Genomic DNA, 23,956 nt, shown 5'->3' with positions numbered 1-23,956 from the left:
CCCAGTTGCTGCTTTTGAGGCACAACTGCCGTGCAGACCAAGCGGCTTCATACATCTTGGGGGAAGTATGACGTTCGACGACGAGTGGTACCAGCTCCGGGCCGCAGCCTCGGACAAACAGTCGACACGTATGCGCCTCAACCAGGCGGACAGCGGAGGCGCGGCCAGTACGTCCGCTCAAGGCGATCTGGTCGTGAACCAGGACGACCTGGGGCGAGTGGGCCATGAGGCATACATACTGCACGGCCGTCTCAAGAAAGCCGGCGACATTACCCGCGGCGCCAAGGACTACGGGTCAACAACCAAGGCGGCGACCGTCCTCTCCTCACACCACTTCACCATGGGCGATGCCCTGACGACGACAGCGATGGTGTGGAACGATCAGCTCAAGACGCTCCTCCAGGCGTGCGCTCATATCTCGAACCACCTCGACTACACAAAAGAGTCGCACGCCAATGAGGATGCGAAGATCGCCGCGTCCATGGCACGGAGGCACGGCAGCGCCATGCCGATCTCCGAAATCCCCAAGTACTACAAGTAAAGGGGACTTGCCATGACACGCCTGACCTTCGACGACATCCATCACGTCTCCTTCAGCAGTCTCGGAGCCGCGGCCGACGACTGGAAGGAGATGGTGGACCAGCTCGATAGGCCGGCCACCGACGCCGTTGACGGCTGGTGAAGCAGGCCGACGCCGCCCGTTGGGCAGGCGCCAATTCCGACGTCACCAAACCTTTCGTACGCAAGACGGCCAAGGAATTCGGCGACGCCCACACCGAAGCCAAGGGCATCTGGAGCATGCTCCGGGACGCGCACTCGGACCTCGTCTCGGCCCAGTCGGACATCAAGAAACTCGTTAGATGTCGAGGCCAAAGGCAAGAACGTCCGGGTCACCGGCTTGGACGACGGCACGGTGTACTGCGTTTGTCTCCATCAGCGCGGAGACAGCGACCAGCGCACACAGAAGCAACTCGACTACCTGGACGACCTGGCGAGCCGGATCAACAGCCTCATCGCCAAGGCAGACGAGATCGACAACTCCGTGGCCGGCGCCCTGAAGAAAGATCCACGGCAGCGACAGCGACAACTTCGGCCATGCGAAGTACGACTCACTGGATGACGTCCAAGCCGAGCGAGCGGTTCAACTTGCCAAGAAGAGCCTCGCCAAGTACAAGCAGGGCGAGGAGCTCAGCACCAAGGAGCTCGCAGAGCTCAAGCGACTGATGTCGGACAACGCCAAGGATAAGCCGACGACGGCAGACAGCGCGTACCTCGAATTCACCGCCCAGGTGGCTCGCACCTTGTTCCAAGAATGGTTCAAGTGTCCAGGTGCAGCGAAGCTTCAGGACGGACCCGTGACAGTCCACTGGAATGACCCTCGACCCGATGGGTCCCACTAACAGGAACCTCCTCACTTTAAAAGGACGACGTCTTCGACGGCGTTGGCGCTCGCGCCATGTCGCCCGCCTCTCCCACAGGCGTGGGGGCCACTGGCTCAGGTGATGTAGCGCCGGAACAGTGGAGCGGCGTGCGCAGGGGGCTGCGAGCCGCACAGCCCCCTGCTAGCTTGACCTGGACATCAAGCGAGTTCGCTTTGCGACTTCAATCACCGGGGGAATCATGGCATTCGAGGACGAATGGGCCGACATCAAGGCCGAAGCCGCAAAGCAGCAGGAATCCCATATGCGGCTCAACCAGCTCGACGACGGCAACGGCGGCCGGGGAGTTCCGCAGAAGAAGCTGAAGGTCACCGCTTCAGTGCTGCGAAGCAAGGCCGGCAAGGTCGACCACGTGAGCACCGGCTTCGCCAAAGCGGACAATGAGACCATGACCGAAACCGGTCAGGTGAAAGCGAGCCTCAAGGGCTTCGACTGCGCCGCGGCGTTCGCCACGTTCCAGGAGCGGTGGGGGGCCCAGATGCGCTACGCCCAGGGGCTCCTGTCGCAGGGCCTGGCGGGGCCACTGAGGGACGCCGCCACGCACTTCGAGGTGACCGACAAGGGCGTCGGCGAAGGGCTTGACCGAGGGAAGCAGCAGGGCGGCGGCCAGGACAAGGTCGCCAGGTAGCACCTGCCCCGCGGAAACACGGTCCCAGCTCAAGGCGGAAGCACACATGGTCACATATCACTCGCTCATCACCGTCGACCTCACCCCACTCTCCGAAGCGGTCGGCAAGTGGCGCACCCTGCCGGGGAAGTTCCGGCAGGTCGGCACAAATCTTCGCACTGAGGTGCAGACACCCCTGACCAACTCGGATTGGGAGGGTGAGGCGGCGGAGTCGGCATCCACGAGGATGCAAAAGGCGGCGAAAGAGATCGAATTGGCCGCTTGCGAAGCCGAGGACGTGTATGGCCTGCTGCACGACGCGTACACGGCATTCAAGAACGCCAAGAAGAAGCTCCAGGAGTACAAGAAGGACATCGAGGAGGCGAAGCACCTGGCCATCGACGGCACCGGGCACGTCTCCTACAAGCCGACGAACCTCGATGACCTCACGCCGGCGCAACAGGGGTTGCAGGCGAAGAACTTCAGTGAAGTGGTGGGGGACTACAACGGCTACATCAGCGAGGTCGTCGCCAACGCCACCACGACCGACGAGATCCTGGCCTGGGCGCTGACGCAAGACGGCAACGGCCGGGATGAGGGTTTCTCCGCCGACGGTTACAGCAGCACCAAGGACGCCAAGGCCGGTCGCGAGCAAGCACGCAAGGACCTCAAAGAGGTCGAGGAGCTGGCGAAGTCCAAGAAGAACCTCAGCGCAACCGAGATCGCGCGGGCGAACACACTCCTCTCCCGGCACGAGGGCGACCCCTACTTCTCCGAGAAGTTCGCCACCGACCTCGGCCCGAAGGGGACCCTCGAATTCTGGCAGCACGTCACGACCGGCCAGCAATTCGGAGACGAACGCACCAAGAACCTGGAAAAGCTCCAGAAATCTCTCGGCTACACCCTCGCCACCGCCTCTCACTCCAACAGCGATGAGATGAAGCAGTGGAAGAAGGACATCATCAACCTGGGGCCCCGGCGTGTCATGGACACCGACTGGGAGGCCGGGACGAGTACTCCTGGGTCCTACGGCTTTCAGGTGATGAGCAGTCTGCTGCGCTACGGCGAGTACGACAAGGACTTCCTCGTCGACTACGGCAAGGGCTATCCCGATCCGCACAGCAAGGACGGTCGCACCGGCGGCCTGTTCGAGTTCGACCGCAAGCACAAGGACGACCTCAAGGATCTCTACTGGCCCGATGGGTACGAGACGTACGTCAACTTCGGCGAGGACAATGACCACGGAGTCGACCCCATGGCCGGCTACATGGAGTCCCTGGGGCACAATCCCGAAGCGGCGCAGACGATTTTCCACCGCAACCGCTTTGAGCAGGATGCGAGCGTCCCGCCGAACGACGACCTCATGTATCTCCTCAAGGAACGCAAGTGGCTGAACGGAAACTTCTACGCCGACGACGGTAAGGGATACGGCTACGACGAACTGGGGCACGCCTTCGAGGCTGCCGCGCTGGGGCATCCGTACGACCAGCCCGAGCTGGGCCTCCACCGCAACCCCGCCAGTGTCAATGTCGCGACACAGCTGATCAGTGTGGTCGGCGACAACTCCGGTATCCTCGCGGACAAGCAAGGCCTCAGTGACAGCTTGGCCCGCGTGGGCGCCGGCTACATCGACAATCTGGACTGGGCCACCGCCAACCACGGCGATGCCGAATCGGGGGCGAAAACCCGCGACGCGGCTTTCGGCGCGCTCGGCCCATCCGACATCTCCGTCGCCAATGAGACAGCCAAGAACTTCCTGTCGGCGGTCGGCAGAGATGACAGCGGCTATCAGATTCTCTCCGCGGCCCAGCACGACTTCACCACGGACGTGCTCAAGGCTCACCCGAAGGCCGACGACTCGCTCACCCTGGCTCTGGGCACCGGCGCCGAGACGCAGGGCATCCTGGACGAGGCCCGTTCGGACGCCATCATGAGCGACGCGAACGACAGCAAGGAGGAGAAGGCGAGGAAGCTGTCGGAAGCGGGAGAATGGCAGAAGTACCGGACGAGCACCGGGATCAGCACCGTCACCAGCCTCGTCACCGTCCCGTTCGAGGCGGCGCGGGCAACGCCCTTCGTCACGCCCTTCGTCGACGCCGCCACCGGTGCCATCGATACCCAGGCCGGCATCAACATCGACCGGGAAATCGAGAAGCAGCAGAAGGAGTTCGACGCGAAGGTCGACGCAGACGCTCATAACATGCAGAAGAAATTCGTCGAAACGAGCCAGCGTCGTTCGGTCAATCCGCTCGATGCCTATATCGCCGGCCATCCTGAACTCGACAACAGCGCTTGGTACAACCAGGCCAGCGAGCGCGTAAAGGCCGGCTACATACGTGGCGTCGGTGACGCCCAGCTGACCGGGAGCGGCAGTTGATGGAGTCGACAGGAGAGATCGTGCACCGCAATTTTCGTCTGACTCTGCGGCTGGCAGCCCTGGTCTGTACGTCTGTCGTCGCCGTCACGGGATGTGGCGGCGATGACGACGGATCCGAGGCTCCGAAGGCGGCCGCGAAGCCGACCGCCAACGCCGGGCTCATACCTGTCGCCCAAGCCTGCGATGGCCTGTTCGACGAGGCCATCGCGAAGGAGGCCCGGGAGCCAAACGGGCCCGGCAAGGTCTATCCGGTCAAGACCGAGAGCACCGGTCACGTGGCGAAGGCGCTGCGGGAGGAGTCGGCCAGGAGGAGCACGCCCGAGGACCTCTGTACCTTGACGGACAAGGCCGAGGGGAAGGAGTTGCTCGCCATCACCGTGGCATGGACTCCCCACTCGCCGCCGTCGGATCGGTCGGTGCACTACACGACCACCGTCGGTCCGGAGGACGCCGGCAGACTCCTCGTCACATGTGACATCGACAGCGGCGGCGGAACGGGGTCGGGAGGAGGTCGTTTCCTGGAGTTCGCCATGCGCGACTACTTCACCATCAGCGACCACTCCCACGCCAAGCTGCTCATCGCCTCGGCGAGGAAGATAACGTCACAGTTGAACTGCCGGGAAGCTCCCGAATACCCGGACCCGAAGGTTGTGGCACCTCCGCCGAAGGCGGGGCTGCGGTAAAACGCAAACATGGGGGTGGGCAACCGCTTCAGCGGTTGCCCACCCCCATGTGCTTGCGACCGGACCCTCAGATGGTGATGTCCTGGAAGAGCTGGGCCGACTTCTTGTCGGTCGCGTGGTAGTCCATGCTGCCGGTCCTGACCTTGGTCGCCACCTCTTTGAGCGTGCTCTCGATATGGTTGGCGCGCGTCTTGAACTGCCTCTCGGCGGCCAGCATCATCTGGTGAGCCTCGCCCTCCCAACCGTCGGTCACGGCCTTGACCGAGGCGATGATGGCCTCGATCTGCTGGCTCACCACCCTGGCGCCGCGCTCGAGGTCACCGGCGGTGTCCTCGAGCGAGTTGTATGTGACCTTGATGTCCATCCCGTCACCGGACACTTATGCTCCACCCCTCGTGGTGTCTTGATGGTTGTCGATCATTTCTGTCCCGGGGCTTTGATGGCGCCCCTAGGCGACTAGAACTGGTCGACCTTGCTGTGGGCCAGGCCATCCGCACCACTGCCGAGGTGCCCGCCGGCCGCGCTGCCATTGACGTCAACGCTGCGGAGCTGGGATGCGATCTCACTGTCGTTGGCACCACCGGAACGGTGCGTGAGCTGCACCGCCTCGTGGATGTTGACGATCAGCTGACGCAGAGCCTCGTGGTCCTCGTTGAGGCTCATCTGCGCCCTCCTGAACGCGCTTCCGCCCTGACCGGTCCACGCCGCCTCCACCGTGTCGATGGCGTTGATCAGCGTGCGCAGGTTCTGCGAGAGGTCCTCGCTGACGCGGCCGAGGTCGCCCTCGAACTTCCTGAAATGTGCGTCGCTAATCCGCTGCGAGCCCGACATCTTTCCACCTTCCCCCATGATGTGTTGGTGAGCCGAGCTGGGGATTCTTCGTCAGCTCACCACTCTGTGGAGTTTCCTACCTGACATGGCAGGAAGCGTCTAGCTGTAGTTGGTATTGGTGCTGGTGCTGCTTACGGCCTGGCCATCGATCCACCACGACGTCGCACGACGGTGAAGGCGACGGCTGCTCCGGCGACGATGACGCCCGCACCCAGGGCGACCCAGAGCGTCGCATTACCGCCGTCGTCGCTCGTCTTGGCTTCCGCCGCGGGCTTCTCAGCGGCTTGCTCATCCGATGCGGGGGGCTGTGAGCCATCCCCCGCGGCCTTAGACGCCGATTCGGAGGGCTTTGGTTTCGTAGCTCCCTCACGAGCGAGCAACGGATTGGTGTTGGCCGGCCCCGGATCCCCTTCGCCATCGAGAAGCACCTTGCGAGGACGGACCGAGCCATACCCGAGGTAACTGCTCGGGATGTCACCGGTCTTGGGCTTCGCGGCGGTCTGCATCATGACGCGCAGGACCTGGTTGCCTGTCCACTTGGGGTGCTTGGACCAGATCAGGGCGGCGGAGGCGGAGGTGATGGCGGCGGAATCGCTGGTTCCGTGTGTCATGCAGACCGACTCGAGGTCCTTACACCGGACGGGGATCTCGTCGCCGACCGCCACCAACCCGACCTGATCACCGGTCGTTGAGAAGTTGGCTACCTTGCCCGTGCGGTCAATGGCACCTACGCCAACGACGCCGGAAAGCACCGCAGGATATTCGGGGTTGTTCTCCTCATCACCGCTGTTTCCCGTTCCCGCGAAGATCAGGGCTCCCTTTTTGAGAGCGTAGTTCACGGCACTCTGAGTCTTAGAGAAGTATGCAGGTATTCCCGTCACTCCAAGCGAGATGTTCAAGACTTTCGCTCCGTGATCAACGGAATATCTAATAGCTTCGGCCATAACCGATCCGACAGATTCCGCTCGCATGTCGATCAGCGATGCTTTCACCGGCAAGATCTTTGCTTCAGGTGCCAGACCCTGTATGCCACCTGCCTCACCGGAGCCTGCGATGAGTCCAGCTATGTTCGTGCCGTGCCCATTGGGGTCGTTGTGGGGGTCGGTCGCCTTGGCCGAGGCGTCTATGCCTTCGAGTACTCGCCCCCGCAGCTCGGCCCGTGACGCATCGACGCCTGTATCGATGACGGCGACCGTAACTCCTTTGCCTTTGCTCACCTTCCACATACTGTCGGCCTTCATGTCCTTCAGGTACCACTGCTGAGAGCTGATGTCCTGTGCAGCTACCGCGGGCGAAATACCACCCACTGCCATGACCCCGGCTCCGAGTGCCGCCAGAGCCGACAGGGAACGCCGTCGCGCTCCATACTTCTGAAATGGCATAGGTGAGTGCTCTCCTCGGCATTGCACGGGGATCTGTCGATCTAGTCGATGACCGGCGGGACGGTGTCCCGCCCTCCACCCGACCAGCTCTCTTCGTCTTCCTGAAGGTAATCGGGCCTCGCCCCTGGGGCTTGCGAGCTGTTCGGTGCACCCCTGCCGGCGCGCGGCGTCGGCTCAGGATCCTGGTTGCCCCGCACAAGCCCGGATCCGCCCGGGGTGAACTCCGGCTGCGCTCCGCGCCCAGAACGCGTACCACTGACGGGCCCCCCCGACTCCGACGCGAGCCGCCGGCCCTGGCCACCACTGCTCCCGGGCGCGTGCGTACCGCCATCGGCGGACGCACCGCCCGTGCCCAGAGGACCACGCCTCGGAGGAATACCGTGCTCGTCTCCGACGACCGTACCTCGTGGCAAACGCTGCCCATTGGCGTTGTTCGGTCCTCGTGGACTGTCTACGGTCCCACCCGGCTCCGAAGCGAGCCGTCGGCCCGGCCCACCGTTCGCCGACGGAGGCGTTCCTCGGCCGAAACCGTGCGTGGCCGGTCCCATCGGCCCACGCCTCATGAGCCCTTGCTCTTCTCCGATCACCCTGCCCCGGGGAATCCGTGGAGTATTGGTTTGCCCCGGTGGGCGAGCCCGGGTCCCGCCGTGAATACCGTCAGGCAACCCGGTTCGAGGAAGACTCGTCGGCCGAGGCTGCTTTGCGGCGCCCTGGTAGGGGCCGACAGGCTCCCGTACAGGGTTACCCCCACCTCGTGCGGGAGGCGGGGCACTCGGGAGAAACGGGTCCCTCGGCGCCCTGAGACCCCCCGGCCCCACCGGGCTCGGTTGCTGGTCCGGCGCATCAGGCGGCAATGACGGCTGCCTGGTCCTGTCAATGATGTCAGGTGACGGCAGGGTGTTCGTAGAGTCGATGGTCGTATGCGTATCTGGCACCGTGTCCGGACTAGTTGCGGTCCCATGAACGCCAGTGTCCTCTACACCTAGGAACTTGGGTGAATGGACAGCAGTACCCGGAGACGAGGCGGCGGCTACGGTTCCACCACCAGGCGTTCCCTCTCCTGCAACTCCCTGGGACGGAGAGCCTTCTTCGTAAATGGGCGGAGTGAACCCGGATGGCAGCGGCGGGAAATTGGGTTCCTCGAGACTATTAATCTCGGTGTACGCCGTCTCGTAGTACGAGTCCAGCTTGTCCATCTGCTGAAGCGCTTCCAGATGGTGCTTGTCCGCGACCGCCTTCTCCGCGTCGCTCTTGTGCTTCTTGTCGTCGGCCACCGTCGGGGCCGGCATCGCTGCCTTGACCTCGGTCAGGCCCTGGCCCGCAGCGGACATGTGTACGCCGACGAGCAAGGTGTAGTCGGCCATCTTGTGGGTCTGCTTGGCCACCTCGCGACCCCAGGTCCGGAATGCGTCGGCGCCCTCGCCCTCCCAGTGCACCCGCTCGGCGTGGGCCTTCAGCTCGTCCGCGATGGCGTTGATGTCGTCGAAGGCAGCCATCAGCGCGGCACCGACGTCGGTCAGCTGACCGGGCTGCGCGGTCGCGACCATGTTGTAGAGCTCGTCGTGCGACCGATTCTCGAACTTCCCTCCGGCCATCTACCTTCTCCCCCTCACAGCGCGTCGCCCCCGACCTCTTTGCTGCCGTGGTTCTCAGTCTGACCAGCGTGCTTCTCAGTGGGCTCGCGGTAGTACTTCCGCGTGTGTGCCTGGATCTCCCGCATGCGACGAGCCTGTTCGGCGTCCATGCCGTCGTAGCCACGCTCGGCGACGATCGCCATGAGGCCCATGGCCTCAATCTGGTCGCCGAAGGACTTGCACAGGGTCTCCAGCCGCGCGTGGACCTTCTCGTAGAGGTTGGCCAGGTCGTCAGAAGAGGTGAACCCGGTACCCGAACCGTACGCGTCTCGCGTGATGGACTGTTGCGAGATCGTCTTGCGCGATGCCGGGGACTTCTCAAGGTCGGTCAGGACCTTGTCCAGGCGCGTCTTGAACTTGGCAAGCGTCTCGGCTTCCTTGACCAGCTTCTTGCCGAACGGCGTCTGTGGCTCAGACCCCGGCTCTATGGGCCTCACGCTGTCCCTCCCCGTATGACACCAACGATGTCCTAAGCCACTCTATCCGCCAGGCTTGGACGCCCCAACTGCCCCGTAGCTGTGGGACGTCGACGGTTCAGTAACGGTCCCCTCCCCCAAACGGCGCATACGAGGCACACGTCACATCCGGTGACACTATCGACTTCACCACAGACGCACATGAGTACGCATACCTATTTCGCCGGATGACAGCACAGGCGTGCGGCCTGAACGGAGGACCCCTGACCCGGCGGGGCCGAGCAGCGAAGCGGCACGGTACGGCCGTGCAGGGCGGGAGGCGGGTCGGCGCTGAGCCTCTGCCTCAAGTCGAATCGGTCAGTACTCGTCCACGTTCTGTCCGTCGGGGACCTGGAAGCAGGCCGAGGTCAGAAGGACGTAGATCAAGGACTTGGGCGCCTTGGACCCAGTCTTATCGCTCTCGTCGTAGAGATGGATGCTGACCGAGTACGGCTTCTTCGTGGAATCGGCGATGAGCTCAGGGCTCTTACTCGGGCTCTTGTCCGGCCCGTACTTGACGACCTTCCAGCCCTTCTTCGGGAGGTCTTCCTTGAGCCTCACCATTGCCTGCTTCATATCCTTGACCGGCACGTCCCACAGAGACCACGCATGGTTGACCTTGTAGAACTTTTCCTCGTCCTTGCCGCCACAGCGGGCAATCGACGGCCCCGGCTTGCTCGTCTTCCCGCGCAGGTTAATCACATCGAAGATCTCACTGGATAGACCAGCCGCTTCATCTTCCGCGTCAGCGACCTTGCGCGTCTTCGGCGTGTAGCCCAGCTCGTCCTTCTTCTTGTCACTCATTCCCGAGCACCCCACCAACGCAAATACCGCAGCCAGAGACATGATGATACCGAGGGGCGAAAGGATGCCGATTCGGTTACGCGCGGAGCTAGTCACTGATTTGCACCTTGTCATGTCGCCCCACTACCACGTTGGCCTGGTTGAGTAGACTTTGCGAGCTATCTTCATGATCCAAGTCGTAATCCCAGTAGCCACTGTGCCCATCGGTGTCGGTCGTCATCTGATGCGCCCCGAACTCGGCATCAGCGGGAATGATGGGCATGTCCGCGTCGTGCCAGAAGCGGCCGCTCTTGTCACCGCCGTGGAATGCACGACCCAGTTCAGGCACTGGATCTCCATCAGCGTACTCGTTCCAGACATGCCCCTTGGGTACATCCAGTTGTTCGGCACTGCCGACCTGGACACCCGGGCTTCCCGCGAAGACGACATCGTCCGCGTTCAGGTCGCCCTGGCGAGCTGCGGAACCAATGAGGGTGGATCCATAGGAGTGGCCTATCGCGGTGACATGGCTATTCGTCCCCGACTCATTCGACGCGTTCAGACCATCGACGAACTGGTTGAACGCGGGTGCGCCGGTATTCGCGTATCCGGGACGGGTGGCGTCCGTGACAATGTTTTGCGGCGCGTCGTAGCCGAGCCAGGTGATGGTCGAGACGTTTTGCCCCGGTGCCAGCGGTTCGGATGCATGCCACAAGTTGGTCATGCGGTTGATGTCCCCGTGAATCTTACTGAGGTTCGAAGTTGTGCCAGGGACATAGACCGCGGTGTGGTCGGCCGTGTCTGGATTTCCATTTGCAACGATCGCGCGCCCTCGACCTTCAGGACTGAAGCCGAGCAGGTATGCCTCCGGCAACCCCTTTTGACCAGTCTGATCGAATCGATCCTGAATGGCCTCCATGCCCTTCAGGGCACCCTGCAGGCGCCCCTTCTCGCCTTCGTACTTGTGATGCCAGTCGAGCCATTCTTGAGTGTAGGCCGTGACGTTGGGGCCGAGATCCTTGAACTTGGTAGGTTCCTTTGGAATCGCGTCAAGCCGAATCTGGTAGTCCGCTCGCCTCTCTGCCAGCTCGACTCGGTTCGCCTCGTCACGGATATCCGCGGGAATGCCATCCAGTTTGCCAAGGCTGGCGGGGTACATGGCGGCATAGTCGGCCTTCTCCTGATCGGAAAGACCCTTCCACCATTTCGCATTATCCTTGGGGCTTCCATCTTTGGGTGGATGCTTGATGTCGTCGAGGTAATCTTTCGCTCCGCTGCGGACACCGCTCGTGTCGCTCTGGGTGTCGGTCCAGTCATAACGGGAAACCTGCAGGTCGTCGTCGGCCTTCAGGCTGCGCAGCTTGGGGGCCCACTTCTCGTCGGCCTGCGTGGCGTCATAGACGGCTTGAGCGATGCGATTGGCGATCGCCACCGCACGGCCGAAGTTCGGGTTGGGGTGGATGTTCGCCGCCTGGCGATCCAGGGCGTCGGCTGTGTCATTCGCGTCGCCGGTCGGGTCGATCGGCTGGTTCGTCGGCTTGCCCTTCGCGCTGCCCTGGACCGTGCCGCCCTCCGGCACTTTGCCGTCGACCTTGTCACCGGCCGCCGGGTAGCTCACCGAGCCGTTGGAGCCCACCGTGAACTTTTCCGCCTTGGCGTCTTCCACAGCGGCGTCGAGCTTGTCCTTGGCTGCTCGTAGTTCGTAGGCCAGAGAGTTGAGGGCAGTGGTGATGAGAGCGCACTCGACCTGGGTGTAGTGGAAGTTGGTCGCCAGCTTTCGGAGCTGCACCACGGCCGCGTCAACGGCCTCGCCTTCGAGTGTTTTCCGCATGCCTGCGGCTATCTGCTGCTCAAGGTCGTCCTTGACCTGACTGGCCATGTCGCCGACCGTCCTATAGCCGCCCGCGGCATCCTCGAACTCCGAGGGTTTGAGGGACTTGAGCGTCGCGTAATCCACCGCCGATTCACCGACCCCGGCTGTCGCCGCCAACGGGCTTCGTGTCCTTGTACAGGACGTCCAGCCCGTCGAACGCGCGCTTGGTGGCCTCGTCGTTCTTGTATTGCTGATCCCCGGCCCTTTCAAGCCGGTCCTGGATCGCACCACACTTCCCGCTGACGCCCTTCAGGTAGCGCTTCCAGGAGCGGTAGAGTTCCCGCTGGGCCGCCGCGCTCTGGATGCCGCCACCAGAGTCGCTGCCCGCGCCCAGGCCGGTCTGCTCCTCCTCCAGCTTCGTCAGCGCCGTCTTGATGTCCCCCCGGAGCTTGCCGACACTCCGACCGGCTGTGGTCCAGGCCCTCTTGCTGGACTTCACCCCGCGTGATCCGCCTTGCGCCCATCCCGGCTTGTCATCGGCGCTCGCGAGGCTCATCCCGGTGTCACCGGACGCCTCGCGCTTCATCTGCGCCCATTCCGCCTCGAACGTCGACATACGTTCCCCCATTACATGATCACAGCGACGTCAAATACCTCAGTGTAGGAGAATGATCAGGCGCCTCCCTGAGTACTCCTACTCAACTGCTCCGGAGCGACGGCGCCTCCGTTCGTTGAGGACCGCTGCCAGGCCCGCGATGCCCGCCACCACGACGGCCGCGGCTCCCACGGAGTAGGTCGCGAGGCGTTCCCTTCGCTCCTGGGGGGTCTCGCCCAAGGGCATGGGGGCGGGGTCGGGCGCGGCGACGTCGTGGGCCGCGCCCTTGTCCAGGGTGACGTGGTCGATGCGGGTTTCGTCCTCGGTGAGGGCGCGGACGGGGTCGACGACGCCCCAGCCGATGAAGCGGTCGTGCTCGTTGACGGCTCGCTCGGCGGTCTGCTCGATCTGGGCGACCACCTCGTGCTGTTTCCAGTCCGGGTGCTTGGCACGGATCAGGGCAGCGACACCGGCGACGTACGGCGCGGAGAAGCTGGTGCCGTTGTCCACGCATTGGCCGCCCTTGGGGACGGTGGAGACCATTTCGACGCCGGGAGCGGCGACATCGACGAAGTCGCCGGACTGGGAAAAGGCGGCGCGCTCGTTGTTTCGGTCCGAGGCGCCGACGGCGAGGACGCCGTCGTAAGCGGCCGGGTAGGTCTTCTTGACCTTGCCGTCGAGACCGTCGTTGCCTGCGGAGGCGACCACGACGACGTCCGCTTGCAGCGCTTTCTCAACGGCCTGCTGAAGATTGCTGTTTGCCTGGAGCGGCTTGACGGTGTCCTGGGAGATATTGATGACGCGGGCTCCCGCGTGGACCGCCCAGTCGATGGCCGTGGCCATGGTGTCGGTGGTACCGGAGCCCTTTTCATCGTTCTGCCGGATCGGGATGATCTCGGCTTTCGGTGCGATACCGACGAACCCCGTGCCCGTGTGCGGGCGGGCGGCGATGATGCCGGCGACCTTGGTGCCGTGGCCGACCGAGTCGTCCGTCCCGTCGCCCTTCTTCCCCTTGGACAGGCCCTTCTTGCCCGCCCTACGGACCTCCTTGCCGCTCTTGGCGTCGATGGCGTCCTTGAGCTGGTCATTGGTGTTGTCAACACCGGTGTCGATGACGGCGACCTTGACCGGACGGCCCTTCGGATCCAGCCCCTTGGTGTCATGCCAGAGCTGGTCGAGCATGACGCGCTGAAGGGACCAGGGGGTGCCCTTGATCTGTTTGGCCGGATAACTGCATTCGCCACTGCCCGCGAGGGACAGATCCGGCGCCGCGGAGGGCGATGTCGGTCCGGCTGCCGCGGTCACAGCGGTGAGGGCCGTCGCCGCCGACAGGGCGAAGGGTTTGATGATGCGCCGCATGTGTTTCGGCTTCCTCATGTCCTATGAACCCTGGGGCTGCTTGGCGCTGTTGGCGTCGAGGCGTGGACCGGTGGGCAGGAATTCGGACCAGTCCGCGGGCACCGGAGTCGGGTTGACGTCCTGGTATCCGAGGCTGCGCTGGGCCTTGTTGACGTCCTGCTGCGTCTCCGTGGCCTTGCCGGAGCCGTCGTCGCCGATTTTCGATGTGCCGGAATCACTGTCGTTGTTGGACTGGACCGAGTAGCGAAGGCCGGTGTCGGTCACCAGGAATACCGGCCCGTTCTTGATCTGGCGACCGCTCACCTGGCGGTAGAGCACTCCCGAGCCCGGGGTCACATAGGCGCTAGTGGCACCGTCCGGGATGGTGGCCGGGAAATCCCGACCGGCCCAAGTGGCAACCTTCGCACCGCCCTTGGCGGTCACGCCATCCATGACGCTACAGCTCGTGTCCCGGGCTCCGCTGCCCAGTGCGGGATCGACGGAGTTGGCCTGGTTCGGGATTTCGCTGGGCCAGTGATACTTGCCGTAGAACTCATTCTCGGTGTCCGGGGTGAACGACGGGGCCGCCACTCGCTTGGCCGTACTCGCCTCGTTGATGGAGGTCTTGCTTCTGAGCAGGAGCTTGGCGACGAATTCCGAGACGCGCTGGACCTTTCCCTGAAGCACCACGTACTTCTGGGTGCCGGCTCCGGTGGGCGCTTCGAGCACCATGCCGACCCGGTTCGCCTCGCCGAGGCTCGACACCCCGGCGTCATCGCCGATCTGTCCGGGAACCTGCGGAAAGTCGATCGGCGCCCCGTCCCTGAAGGTGGCCAGCCAGTCCCTGGTGACGTGCTGCGGCTGAGCCCCGTCGTGAAAGATCGAACGCAGCAGGAGATTGCTGTCCTCGGCGGACTTGGCCTTCCAGTCCGGGCCGCCGATCAAATACTTGACGCCCCGCGGGTCTACGAGATAGCGGGCGCCATCCTGGCCCTGCACATAGAGGGCCTGGCCACCGTGGAGCGCCTGGGATCCCCGCATCTTCTTCAGCTTCGGGTCCCGTTCGGAAAAGAGGAAGACGGCCTTCTGGGTGGTCTTCCCATTGCCGCCCGGCTGTTCGCAGACCGCCCACGTCATGCGCTTCTTCGCCTCGTCCGCGCTGGGGATGCGGTCCGGCGCGTACGGAATGCCGATCGTGGGGCCACGCGGGATGTGGCCGTTGTCGAGCTCCGACTCCTTCACCTTGATGATGCTGGACTTCTCGGGGTCGAGGAGGAGCTTGGCGGAGGCGAGGTTCAGCACAGGGTGGAGTTGAGGCTTGCCGCCGGTCTTCAGGATGACGTACCGCGTGGTGGAGTCACTGCCGACGATCACATGCGATTCCGGCGTGTCCCACCCCTTGGGGGCGACGGGCTTGAACATGCCCCAGGCGCCGAAACCGGCGAGAATCAGGGCCCCGACGACGACTCCGGGAAGGACCGCGCGCAGCGGACGCGGCGCACCCTCCTCCGTACCACTCGGCGTGGGCTGCAAGAACGCGGCGACTGTCCGCTTCTTCGCATAGATATAGGCGTTGAGTTCATCCCGCCGTGATGCCATTTTTAGCCGCTTCTCCCCGCTTTTCGGCCTCGGTAGTCAGGTAGCCTGCCGTCGGTCCTGGTGTCGTACCGACCCTCTACTATGCCGGTAGTGAACTGGCTCATGCCGCCCGGGGACACTGCCCGGCGGGCGGTGGACGACCGGGCCGTTAGGGCTGGTTTCGGATACGAGGGGGCTGACGGGGATGGCTGCCGCAACGCGCGCACGTAACGCGAGGAGCGCGTCCGGCCGAGGAGCACCGAGCGGATCGCGTCCGCCAGCGCCCACTGGCACTCCCCCGACAGCGGCCCCCATCGCTTCCGCCACCCCGCGCACGACGTCCCGGCCCGGCAGCATCGGCCCTTTGCGGTTGCAGCAATTCGTGCTGGTCGAGGTGGCCGCGGCGATCGTGCTGGCCGCAGGAGTCGTCAACAAGCTCTTGCTGGTGCCCGCCGGAGTCGTGGGCGTCGTCCTGGTTCTGCTGGCCGTGGTCACGCGTCATCAGCAGCCGATTCCGGAATGGCTGGGCACCGCGCTCGCGCTGCGCAGGCGCCAGCGGCAAGCGGCGAAGCCGGTCGACGCGGGCGCGGACCCCGTGTTCACGCCGGCCCTCGAGTGCGAACCGGCCCTGCGGACCTATACGTTCACCGATCGTGAGCGGCGCATGGTCGGCCTGGTGGGCGACGGCACGTTCCTGACCGCCATCCTGCAGGTGGACGCGACGGACTCGCCGCTGCGCCCTCACCGTATGCAGCGTCCGCTTCCGCTTTCGCTGCTGCGTGACGCCATGGACGTCGACGGCATTGTCCTGGAGTCCGCCCAGGTGGTGCAGCATGCGCTGGCGGCGCCCGCACCCCATCTGTCGGCGCAGACGGTGCCCGTGCGCAACTACGGGCCGCTGCAGGAGCAGACGGGCGCCCCCGCGGTCCGTCTGACGTGGGTGGCGTTGAAGTTCAACCCGGAGCTCTGTCCGGAGGCCGTCGCGGCCAGGGGCGGGGGCCTCGAGGGTGCGCAGCGGTGTGTGCTGCGGGCCGCGGATCAGTTGTCGAGCAGACTGCAGGGGGCGGGTTTCGGCGTGACGCTCCTGACGGAGGAAGGCGTGACAGCGGCGATCGCCACCGCCGCGAGCGTCAACCCGCGAGCGACCGCGCAGGCCCGGCAGACCAACACGCTCAGCCGACGCACGGTGGAGAGCACACGAGCCTGGCGCTGCGACGACCGGTGGCACACCACCTACTGGGTCAGCCGGTGGCCGCAGTTGGGGCCAAGCGCCACGCCCCTGCCCCAGTTGGCCGCGCTGCTGACCTCGCTGCCCGCGCTCGCGACCACGTTCAGCCTCACCTTGCGGCGGGGCGGGACGCAGGGCGGCCGGCCCGCCCCCACGGTGAGCGGGCATCTCCGGATCACGAGTCATAGCGCGGACGACCTGGTCGGGATGAGGCGAGAGCTTCAGCGCACCGCCCGTGGGGTACGGGTGGGGCTCGCACGACTGGACCGCGAGCAGGTACCCGGCGTACTCGCCACTCTGCCCCTGGGAGGGACCCGCTGATGGCCATGCCGACGACCGTCTCAGGCGGCCCTTCTTACGCCCCGGCCTCCACACCTGGCCCCATGCCTGGTCAGACGGATGAGCCGGCCACTCCCGCCCCCCGCAGGCCGCGACGGGGTTTCGGGCTGATCGGACCGCGGCGCCAAGGGCATGAACTCCCCCCGGAGCAGTTCGACGCACTCGCGCTGCCGATCGGCGACGACGGGGTGATGATCGGCGTCGGCGCGCGGGATCAACCCGCAGTACTGGGCCTGCACCGTGCTACGCCCTTCAATGTCGTCCTGGTCGGCGGGCTGTGGACAGCGCAGGTGATCGGGTTGCGAGCGGTCGCCACGGGCGCACGGGTCACCGTGGAGACCGGCCGTCAGCAGATGTGGGCGTCATTGGCGCAGGCCGCGAACGGCGGGTACCAGAGCATGACACTCCATGACGTGGGACGTGTGCCGCCACAGGGGCCGTCGATCGGCAGCCCCGTCCTGGTGATCCGTGACGCGGGCATGCGGCCGCCGCGCGGGCGGGTTTCCTCGGCGCCATGGCAGTCCGTGCTGACGCTTCTGCCCTATATGAGCCCGGTCGCGCCCCGGCTCATGGAGAACGCGGACCTGGTGGGCGTCCAGCGGGTGTCCCCCGAGGAGGCCATCCAGGTCGGGCGGATCATGGGGCTGCCGTCCATGGATGTCGAGTCGCTGTCCACGCTCCCCGACGGGGTCACTCTTTGGTGTGATCGCCAAACCCGGCTCTATGTGGCGACACATCCGACGGATGTCGAGTCGGGCCTGTTGGGCGGGGCTCGCCGCATGGACTGACGGTGTTCGATTGCCGCCGCGCACACCGTGGATGAGACTGGCAGCCAAGCACCAGGCGGGCTAGTTTCCGCGGTACCCGAAGGGATTCTCCACCGATGGCCGACGCCAAAGAGAAGGAAGAGCTGTACGCCCTCGACATCTCCGATGTCGAGTGGCTGAGCGCACCTGGCAGCACCTCCGAGGACCGGGTGGAGATCGCCTACTTGCCGAATGGGGCAGTGGCCATGCGGAATTCCACCGACCCCGAGACCGTGCTGCGCTACACGGAGGCCGAATGGCGTGCCTTCGTCCTGGGCGCGAGGGACGGCGAATTCGATCTGACCTGAGAAGCGCGGGCGCGGGGGCGGGCACCGGCCGGTGCCCGCCCCCGCGGTCGTTCCGCCGCTCGGCCGCCGCTCAGGGCCCGAAGGCCAGGAGGAGCTTTTCGGGGGTGGAGTCGTTGCCGGTGACGCGGTTGGTGGCGATGTAGAAGTTGCTGTTGCGGTAGGTATGGGTGGCGGAGTAGAAGTCGCGCTCGGTTCTCTGGGTGGCCTGGGGCAGGCGTAGCAGGGTTTTCGGCTTACCGCCGTCGGGGGCGATGCGGACGATCTGGCCGGGTGCGGTGTACGAGGGCTTTTCGTAGGCGATGAGGTTCTTGCCGTCCATGTTCAGTGGGAGCAGGAGCCGTTCGGCCACCTTGACCGCCCATTTGCGCTTGCCGGTGTCGAGGTCGAAGGCGTGGATCTCGCTCGTCGAGCCCATGCCCTGGTCCTGGGTCATCTCGGTCGGCAGGTAGAAGGTGTCGGCGGAGACGGCGACGCCCTCGCAGTTGCCCATGTTCGTGCCGAAGATGTCCGTGCCGCACTCCGGTTGGTAGGAGTGCTTGCCCAGGGCGAGGGTCGAGCGTTCCTTGCCGTTGTCCGAGATGGCCAGGATGCCGCCGGACTGTCGGTTCTGGTCGGTGAGGGCCACCACGGCGGGGCTGCTGGAGAAGATGTTGTTGACCTTGTAGCCCTTACGGACGTTGTAGGTCCACTTGATCGAGCCGCTGGGGGTGAGTTGCTGGAGCCTCGCGGTGCCATTGGTGCAGGAGTAGGCGCGCAGCAGGACCTTGCCGCCCGCGTAACCGTCAATGGAGCAGCCCGCACTCGGCTTTTCGGATGGGACTTCCTTGCCGTCGCTGACCTTGATGACGGCGGAGCCGCCGAACCAGGCCATGCCGACGAGATCCCCGCTCTGTGCCATGCCCACGCTGGTGTAGCCGCTGCCCAGGGAGCCGGTCTCGGGGGCGTGGTGGTCCCAGAGCTTGACGCCCTTGTTCAGGTCGATCAGGGCGAGTTGGCTGCACGAGTTCTTTCCGTGGCCCTCATAGGCGACCACGACCTTGCCGTCGGTCGTGGAGTGGGGAGCGGCGCAGACCGCTTTGGGGAGCGAGAGGGTCCACTTGCTGCCCCCCTCGTCCTGGTACGCGACGATCTTGTTCTCGACGGCCTTGACGACATAGCCCTTCATCGCCCAGAAGCCGGGCACTTCCAGGTTCTTCTTGCTGAGCTCGGGCGCGGGCGTCTGGTAGAGAACCTTCGCCTCGCCCGCCCGGCGCTGATCGTTGGGATCGCTCTCGCCGCTGCCGCGGCCGCCGGTGTTGTCGCCGTCGCCGGTCGGCCCGGGTGTCGGGTCCTGTGTCCGCGGTCGGTCGGGGGTGGTCGTCGTGGATCCGGCGGTGGGCTTCTTACCGTCGTCATCGCCGCCCACCGCGGCGTACACCCCGCCACCCGCCGCGAGCAGTACCGCCACCACCGCGCCGATGATGAGGGCTTTGCGCTGACGGGCCGGGCCGCCGCCGCTGAGCGGATGCGCGCCGTACGGTTGGCCGGGCGGCGGGGAGTGCGGGCCGCCGTAGCCTGGCTGACTCGCGTACGGGCTCTGGGCGTACGGGTTGGCGGGGTCCGGGCCGGGGGGACCGGGCACGCCGGGCGGCGGTGGAGGCGGGCTCGACGGCAGGACGCCGGTGTCCCATATCTGGGGTGGGGTGTGGCCCGTCGACGGAGTCGATGGGGGTCTCGGGTACGCGGCGGGCGGTACGGGGGGCACGGGAGGTTTCCGCACCGGAGGTCTGCCCGGCGAGCCGGAGCCGCCCTGGCCGGGCTCCTGGGGCTTCTGAGGCCGCTGGGGCTCCTCGGGCTCCGGGGGCGGGCCGAAGCCGCCGGAGGGCGGCTGGTTGGGGGGCTGGGGCGGCTGCGACATCTGCGCCTACCTCTCACGCGAGTCCACCGACCGGTCGGCCACCTCCCGCGACCCGGTCGGTGGCACCGGCCGGAAAGGGGCGACGTGGTCGCAGGTCCCACTGCGCAACGGCATTCGAGCGGGGATTCTTTGTACCACCGGACGCTTGGACTTCCCCCCGTGGTTGCCGGGTACGTACCGCCGTAAGGCACGGTGAGGTCTCGGACTGCCGTGAGTGCGCGGACGGGCCTGCCCTCGTGGCGCTCATGGTGATTAGTCTTGGGGTACCCGGTGGAGAACCTGTTCAGGGATCCCCGGCGACACAAAAGGGGAAAGCCGAACGGTCGGACGACAGTAGCGATCGGCAACAGATCGGCCTCGCCAAGATTTTCAAGGGTGTTCGACCACACCAGGAGGCATTGTGAGCAGCGATCGGGACGAGATCCGCACGGGCGGAAACACACCCGGCGATGATCGGTCCGACGCGGAGACCGAGCACACGGGCGAGTTCACCATCGACTACACCCCGCCCGCCTGGTACACGCAGAACGCTTCGTCGTCGTCCTCGCCGGCCTCCACGGCCCCCGCGTCGACCGGCGGTTCCGGAGGGATCGGGACGGGCACCGGTGCGGGAGCGCCGGGCCCGCCGCCTCCGCCGCCCACGGGTAATCCTGTGTCCGTGCCGGGGGCGCCGGAGCCGAGCGGCTTTCCGGGTGCTTGGCCGTCGCCGACCGCGCCGCCCTCCGCCGATGCCGCTTCGGACTCCTCCGAGGTGGAGGGGGTCCCCGCGCGGAGGGAGGACGAGGGACGGTCTGAAGCCGGGGCGGGGTCGGACGCGGGGTTCCGTATGCCGCCTTTGCCCGACACCAGGCCGGGTTGGGGCAATGTGCCCGCGGATGACGCCGTGACGGGTGGTGCCGCGTCGGACAACCCCGAGTCCGAACCCGCGCCCCGAGAATCTTCCATCGAGGCTTCCGAGGTCGATGCGGAGGCGTCTGCGGCGACTCCCGCTCCGGCTTCCTTCAGCGCTTCCACTCCCGTCGATGACGACTTCAACCTGGCGCCCGCCGCGGCCCCGCGGGACGACGCTCCCGAGTCCGCGCCCGAGCCGGAGCCCGAGTCCGGCTCCGATGAGAGCGACAACGGCGATGTGGTCAGCCCCTCCACCGTGCGGTTCTCCACCGCCGCGCTGCGGCGCGAGGTGGCCGAGAGGCGGAGTGAGGATTCCGAGGAGGCTGCCGAGGCTGGTCCCGGGTTCGGGTCTGGTCCTGGCTCTTCCTCCGGTCCGGATTCATCTTCCGGTTCTGGTTCCGGTTCCTCTTCCGGTTCTGGTTCCGGGCCTGATGCCGGCGTGGGGGACGAATCCGGCTTCGCGGACGCGGACGACCGTACCGACGACGAAGTGCCCAGCAAGGGCACGCTGCGCTTCTCCACAGCCGAGCTGCGGCGTGAGATGGAGGAGCTGAGGCAGGCGACCGCCGAGCCTCAGGACGCGATCCCCGAGGACGCCGTGCCGCCGGGCGCGCCCTCCTCCGAGCAGCCCGCCGCCACCTGGGCCCCGCCGCCCGTGCCGCAGTCGGGGCTGCCGCCCCTGCCGCCGGACTTCCAGCCCGCCGCGCCCGAGGACGCCGCACCGGCTCCGGGTCCCGCTCCGGTTCCGGAGCAGCGGACGGACGGGCCTCCCACCCCTGGCGCCGGCGTGCCGCTCCCGCCCCAGGACACCTCCTGGGCGCCTCCCCCGCCCCAGTCGCAGGGTCATCCCGGTCAGCCCGCCGCCGCGGCGCCCGGGCCCGGGCCGCAGGGCGGATACGGCTATCCGCGTCCCGGCGAGGGCGCTCCCGGTGTGGTCCCCGGCCAGCCCGGTCCGGCCCCGCTGCCGGATCAGGGCCAGGGGGCACAGCCCCCGGCGGCCAACGTGCCTGGTCCGCAGGGCGGTTATCAGCAGCCCGGTCCGCAGGGGCCGCCGGCTCCGCAGGGGCCCCACTACGGCTATCCGCAAGCCGGGGGTCAGCCCGCGCCCGGTCCGGCCGGTCAGGGCCAGAGCCAGGGCCAGGGGCCGATGCCCGTCCCGGGCGGCTACGGCTTCCCACAGCCGCCCGCCCCGGACCAGCAGGGCCAGTACCAGCAGCAGCCCCATCCGCAGCCCTATCCCAATCCCGCGCCCCAGCCCGGGCAGCCGATGTACCCGGGCCAGCCCGGTCAGCCCGCACCGTACGCGCCGGGCGACCCCGCCCAGGGCCAGCAGCCCCCCGGCCAGCAGTTCCCGGGGCAGCAGGGTCCGGGGCAGCAGGGTCCGGGCGTACCGGGTGCGCAGGGGGGCTACGGCTTCCCGCGCCCCGGCGACGGCGTTCCCGGGCCCGTGCCGCAGGGGCAGGGGCAGGGGCAGCCGCACGACGGCTACGGCTATCCGCGCCCCGACGCCCACGCCGCCCCGCCGGCCCCGGCCACCCCGGCGGCCCCGGCCGATCCCCGTACCGGCGGCTGGCCGACGGTCACGCCCGACCAGCGGCGCCAGGGCGGAAGCGCGGGGGCGCCGCTCGGGTACACCGCCGCGGTCGAGCTCTCCTCCGACCGGCTGATCAAGGGCAAGCAGAAACCGAAGAAGAACACCCCCGGCCCCTCCCGCTTCAAGATCGGCGGCAAGAAGGAGGAGGCGGAGCGGCAGCGCAAGCTGGAGCTGATCCGTACGCCGGTGCTCTCCTGCTACCGCATCGCGGTGATCAGCCTCAAGGGCGGTGTCGGCAAGACCACGACGACCACCGCCCTCGGCTCGACCCTGGCCATCGAGCGCCAGGACAAGGTCATCGCGATCGACGCCAACCCGGACGCGGGCACCCTCGGCCGGCGGGTGCGGCGGGAGACCGGTGCGACCATTCGCGACCTGGTCACCGCGATCCCGTATCTCAACAGCTACATGGACATCCGGCGGTTCACCTCACAGGCGCCGTCGGGGCTGGAGATCCTCGCCAACGACGTTGACCCCGCTGTCTCGACGACGTTCAACGACGACGACTACCGCAGCGTCATCGACGTCCTGGGCAAGCAGTACCCGATCATCCTCACCGACTCGGGCACGGGTCTGCTCTACAGCGCCATGCGTGGCGTCCTCGATCTCGCCGACCAGTTGATCATCATCTCCACGCCCTCCGTGGACGGTGCGAGCAGTGCCAGCACCACCCTCGACTGGCTGTCCGCGCACGGCTACGCGGATCTGGTCTCGCGGAGCATCACCGTGATCTCCGGGGTCCGGGAGACCGGAAAGATGATCAAGGTCGAGGACATCGTGTCCCACTTCGAGACCCGCTGCCGCGGGGTGATCGTCGTGCCGTTCGACGAGCATCTGTCGGCGGGCGCCGAGGTGGACCTGGACATGATGCGGCCCAAGACCCGTGAGGCGTACTTCAACCTCTCGGCCATGGTCGCGGAGGACTTCACCCGCGCCCAGCAGCAGCAGGGGCTGTGGACGGGCGACGGCGGGGCTCAGCCGCCGCAGGTGGCCCCGCCGATGCCCGGACAGGCCCAGCAGCCCTACCCCGGCCAGCAGCCCTACCCGGGCTCCTACGCGCCTCAGCAGGGCCAGCAGCCGCAGTACCCCGGATACCCGCAGCAAGGCGGTCAGCAGGGCGGTCAGCAAGGCTGGCAGCAGTCCTACGGGCAGGGGCAGCAGCCGCAGCCCGGCCAGCCGTGGCAGCAGGTCCAGCCAGGGCAGCCGGTCCAGCCGGGTCAGCCCGGGCAACCGGAGCAGCCCTGGCAGCAGCAGCCCCCCGGGCCGCAGCAGTAGCAAGGGGCTACGGCAGTAGCAAACGGAAGCAATGCGCCCCGTGTGCCCGGATCACCGGGCCCACGGGGCGCATCCACGTTCACCGCACGACGTACCTCACGGG

Annotated in this window: 20 protein-coding genes; 9 read left to right on the top strand and 11 right to left on the bottom strand. The window is 66.4% G+C overall.

Translation table 11 applies throughout. From position 1 onward, the window contains the following. The first annotated feature begins 67 nt into the window (after positions 1-67). Positions 68-541 carry a hypothetical protein gene (locus ACK1X7_RS34130; protein WP_413116089.1) on the top strand — a complete coding sequence of 158 codons (474 nt, stop codon included), beginning with the start codon at positions 68-70 and terminating at the stop codon, positions 539-541. 12 nt (positions 542-553) lie between these two features. Further along, on the top strand, positions 554-682 hold the full coding sequence (locus tag ACK1X7_RS34125) for a hypothetical protein (protein ID WP_385147726.1): 129 nt from the start codon (positions 554-556) through the stop codon (positions 680-682). A gap of 174 nt (positions 683-856) precedes the next feature. Here the strand turns inward: ACK1X7_RS34125 and ACK1X7_RS34120 are convergent, their stop codons facing one another. Beyond that, a complete protein-coding gene (locus ACK1X7_RS34120; protein WP_385147723.1) occupies positions 857-1,087 on the bottom strand; it encodes a hypothetical protein in 231 nt (76 codons plus the stop codon). 533 nt (positions 1,088-1,620) lie between these two features. Between ACK1X7_RS34120 and ACK1X7_RS34115 the strand changes: the two genes are divergently transcribed. Genes ACK1X7_RS34115 through ACK1X7_RS34105 form a run of 3 tightly spaced genes read left to right on the top strand, consistent with a single transcriptional unit; the run spans position 1,621 to position 5,106 of the window. Continuing rightward, positions 1,621-2,067: a type VII secretion target gene (locus ACK1X7_RS34115; RefSeq protein ID WP_385147720.1), complete on the top strand. Its 447-nt coding sequence runs from the start codon at positions 1,621-1,623 to the stop codon at positions 2,065-2,067. 46 nt (positions 2,068-2,113) lie between these two features. After that, a complete protein-coding gene (locus ACK1X7_RS34110) occupies positions 2,114-4,423 on the top strand; it encodes a hypothetical protein (protein ID WP_390795485.1) in 2,310 nt (769 codons plus the stop codon). Further along, on the top strand, positions 4,423-5,106 hold the full coding sequence (locus ACK1X7_RS34105) for a hypothetical protein (RefSeq protein ID WP_413116088.1): 684 nt from the start codon (positions 4,423-4,425) through the stop codon (positions 5,104-5,106). Before ACK1X7_RS34110 ends, ACK1X7_RS34105 begins: the two co-directional genes overlap by 1 nt. Positions 5,107-5,173: 67 nt before the next feature. Here ACK1X7_RS34105 and ACK1X7_RS34100 read toward each other — a convergent pair whose 3' ends face one another. The 9 genes from ACK1X7_RS34100 to eccB all read right to left on the bottom strand — a co-directional run bounded on the left by ACK1X7_RS34100 (position 5,174) and on the right by eccB (position 15,536). Then, positions 5,174-5,485, bottom strand: coding sequence for a WXG100 family type VII secretion target (locus ACK1X7_RS34100; protein ID WP_044569463.1), 312 nt, complete (start codon positions 5,483-5,485; stop codon positions 5,174-5,176). A 77-nt stretch (positions 5,486-5,562) separates the two neighbouring features. After that, positions 5,563-5,937: a WXG100 family type VII secretion target gene (locus tag ACK1X7_RS34095; protein ID WP_216343011.1), complete on the bottom strand. Its 375-nt coding sequence runs from the start codon at positions 5,935-5,937 to the stop codon at positions 5,563-5,565. A 131-nt stretch (positions 5,938-6,068) separates the two neighbouring features. Next, entirely contained in the window at positions 6,069-7,319 is a 1,251-nt protein-coding gene (locus ACK1X7_RS34090; RefSeq protein WP_413116087.1) for a S8 family serine peptidase, read from the bottom strand. 1,609 nt (positions 7,320-8,928) lie between these two features. Then, positions 8,929-9,390, bottom strand: a complete 462-nt coding sequence (locus ACK1X7_RS34085; protein WP_385147707.1) for a hypothetical protein — start codon at positions 9,388-9,390, stop codon at positions 8,929-8,931. A gap of 336 nt (positions 9,391-9,726) precedes the next feature. Next, positions 9,727-10,212, bottom strand: a complete 486-nt coding sequence (locus tag ACK1X7_RS34080) for a hypothetical protein (RefSeq protein ID WP_413116086.1) — start codon at positions 10,210-10,212, stop codon at positions 9,727-9,729. 88 nt (positions 10,213-10,300) lie between these two features. After that, a complete protein-coding gene (locus tag ACK1X7_RS34075; protein WP_413116927.1) occupies positions 10,301-12,148 on the bottom strand; it encodes an alpha/beta hydrolase in 1,848 nt (615 codons plus the stop codon). A gap of 7 nt (positions 12,149-12,155) precedes the next feature. Continuing rightward, entirely contained in the window at positions 12,156-12,620 is a 465-nt protein-coding gene (locus ACK1X7_RS34070) for a hypothetical protein (RefSeq protein ID WP_385147698.1), read from the bottom strand. A gap of 78 nt (positions 12,621-12,698) precedes the next feature. Then, a complete protein-coding gene (mycP, locus tag ACK1X7_RS34065) occupies positions 12,699-13,958 on the bottom strand; it encodes a type VII secretion-associated serine protease mycosin (protein ID WP_413116085.1) in 1,260 nt (419 codons plus the stop codon). Positions 13,959-13,979: 21 nt separating this feature from the next. Continuing rightward, positions 13,980-15,536: a type VII secretion protein EccB gene (gene eccB, locus ACK1X7_RS34060; protein WP_413116084.1), complete on the bottom strand. Its 1,557-nt coding sequence runs from the start codon at positions 15,534-15,536 to the stop codon at positions 13,980-13,982. 184 nt (positions 15,537-15,720) lie between these two features. On the opposite strand from eccB, the gene eccE reads away from it, so the two are divergent. The 3 genes from eccE to ACK1X7_RS34045 all read left to right on the top strand — a co-directional run bounded on the left by eccE (position 15,721) and on the right by ACK1X7_RS34045 (position 18,196). Next, positions 15,721-17,064, top strand: coding sequence for a type VII secretion protein EccE (gene eccE / locus ACK1X7_RS34055; protein WP_385147689.1), 1,344 nt, complete (start codon positions 15,721-15,723; stop codon positions 17,062-17,064). Beyond that, positions 17,064-17,870, top strand: a complete 807-nt coding sequence (locus ACK1X7_RS34050; RefSeq protein ID WP_385147686.1) for a hypothetical protein — start codon at positions 17,064-17,066, stop codon at positions 17,868-17,870. The genes eccE and ACK1X7_RS34050 overlap by 1 nt, the downstream gene beginning before the upstream one ends. Positions 17,871-17,965: 95 nt before the next feature. Beyond that, positions 17,966-18,196, top strand: coding sequence for a DUF397 domain-containing protein (locus ACK1X7_RS34045; protein ID WP_093465055.1), 231 nt, complete (start codon positions 17,966-17,968; stop codon positions 18,194-18,196). Between the two features lie 70 nt (positions 18,197-18,266). Here the strand turns inward: ACK1X7_RS34045 and ACK1X7_RS34040 are convergent, their stop codons facing one another. Continuing rightward, on the bottom strand, positions 18,267-19,817 hold the full coding sequence (locus ACK1X7_RS34040; protein ID WP_385155059.1) for a PQQ-binding-like beta-propeller repeat protein: 1,551 nt from the start codon (positions 19,815-19,817) through the stop codon (positions 18,267-18,269). A 676-nt stretch (positions 19,818-20,493) separates the two neighbouring features. Between ACK1X7_RS34040 and ACK1X7_RS34035 the strand changes: the two genes are divergently transcribed. After that, positions 20,494-23,853, top strand: a complete 3,360-nt coding sequence (locus ACK1X7_RS34035; RefSeq protein WP_413116083.1) for an SCO5717 family growth-regulating ATPase — start codon at positions 20,494-20,496, stop codon at positions 23,851-23,853. The last annotated feature ends 103 nt before the right edge of the window (positions 23,854-23,956 follow it).

This window comes from Streptomyces sp. CY-1, from assembly GCF_047218265.1.
GTDB lineage: Bacteria > Actinomycetota > Actinomycetes > Streptomycetales > Streptomycetaceae > Streptomyces > Streptomyces niphimycinicus.
The sequence above is the reverse complement of the archived record's forward strand: the minus strand, read 5'-3'. Positions and strand labels throughout refer to the sequence as shown.

Coding starts and splice junctions, on each gene's coding strand:
- eccB (WP_413116084.1), bottom strand. CDS start 15,536: ATGGCATCACGGCGGGATGAACTCAACGCCTATATCTATGCGAAGAAG.
- ACK1X7_RS34125 (WP_385147726.1), top strand. CDS start 554: ATGACACGCCTGACCTTCGACGACATCCATCACGTCTCCTTCAGCAGT.
- ACK1X7_RS34105 (WP_413116088.1), top strand. CDS start 4,423: ATGGAGTCGACAGGAGAGATCGTGCACCGCAATTTTCGTCTGACTCTG.
- ACK1X7_RS34080 (WP_413116086.1), bottom strand. CDS start 10,212: ATGAGTGACAAGAAGAAGGACGAGCTGGGCTACACGCCGAAGACGCGC.
- ACK1X7_RS34050 (WP_385147686.1), top strand. CDS start 17,064: ATGGCCATGCCGACGACCGTCTCAGGCGGCCCTTCTTACGCCCCGGCC.
- mycP (WP_413116085.1), bottom strand. CDS start 13,958: ATGCGGCGCATCATCAAACCCTTCGCCCTGTCGGCGGCGACGGCCCTC.
- ACK1X7_RS34070 (WP_385147698.1), bottom strand. CDS start 12,620: ATGTCGACGTTCGAGGCGGAATGGGCGCAGATGAAGCGCGAGGCGTCC.
- ACK1X7_RS34090 (WP_413116087.1), bottom strand. CDS start 7,319: ATGCCATTTCAGAAGTATGGAGCGCGACGGCGTTCCCTGTCGGCTCTG.
- ACK1X7_RS34095 (WP_216343011.1), bottom strand. CDS start 5,937: ATGTCGGGCTCGCAGCGGATTAGCGACGCACATTTCAGGAAGTTCGAG.
- ACK1X7_RS34115 (WP_385147720.1), top strand. CDS start 1,621: ATGGCATTCGAGGACGAATGGGCCGACATCAAGGCCGAAGCCGCAAAG.
- ACK1X7_RS34045 (WP_093465055.1), top strand. CDS start 17,966: ATGGCCGACGCCAAAGAGAAGGAAGAGCTGTACGCCCTCGACATCTCC.
- eccE (WP_385147689.1), top strand. CDS start 15,721: ATGGCTGCCGCAACGCGCGCACGTAACGCGAGGAGCGCGTCCGGCCGA.
- ACK1X7_RS34130 (WP_413116089.1), top strand. CDS start 68: ATGACGTTCGACGACGAGTGGTACCAGCTCCGGGCCGCAGCCTCGGAC.
- ACK1X7_RS34110 (WP_390795485.1), top strand. CDS start 2,114: ATGGTCACATATCACTCGCTCATCACCGTCGACCTCACCCCACTCTCC.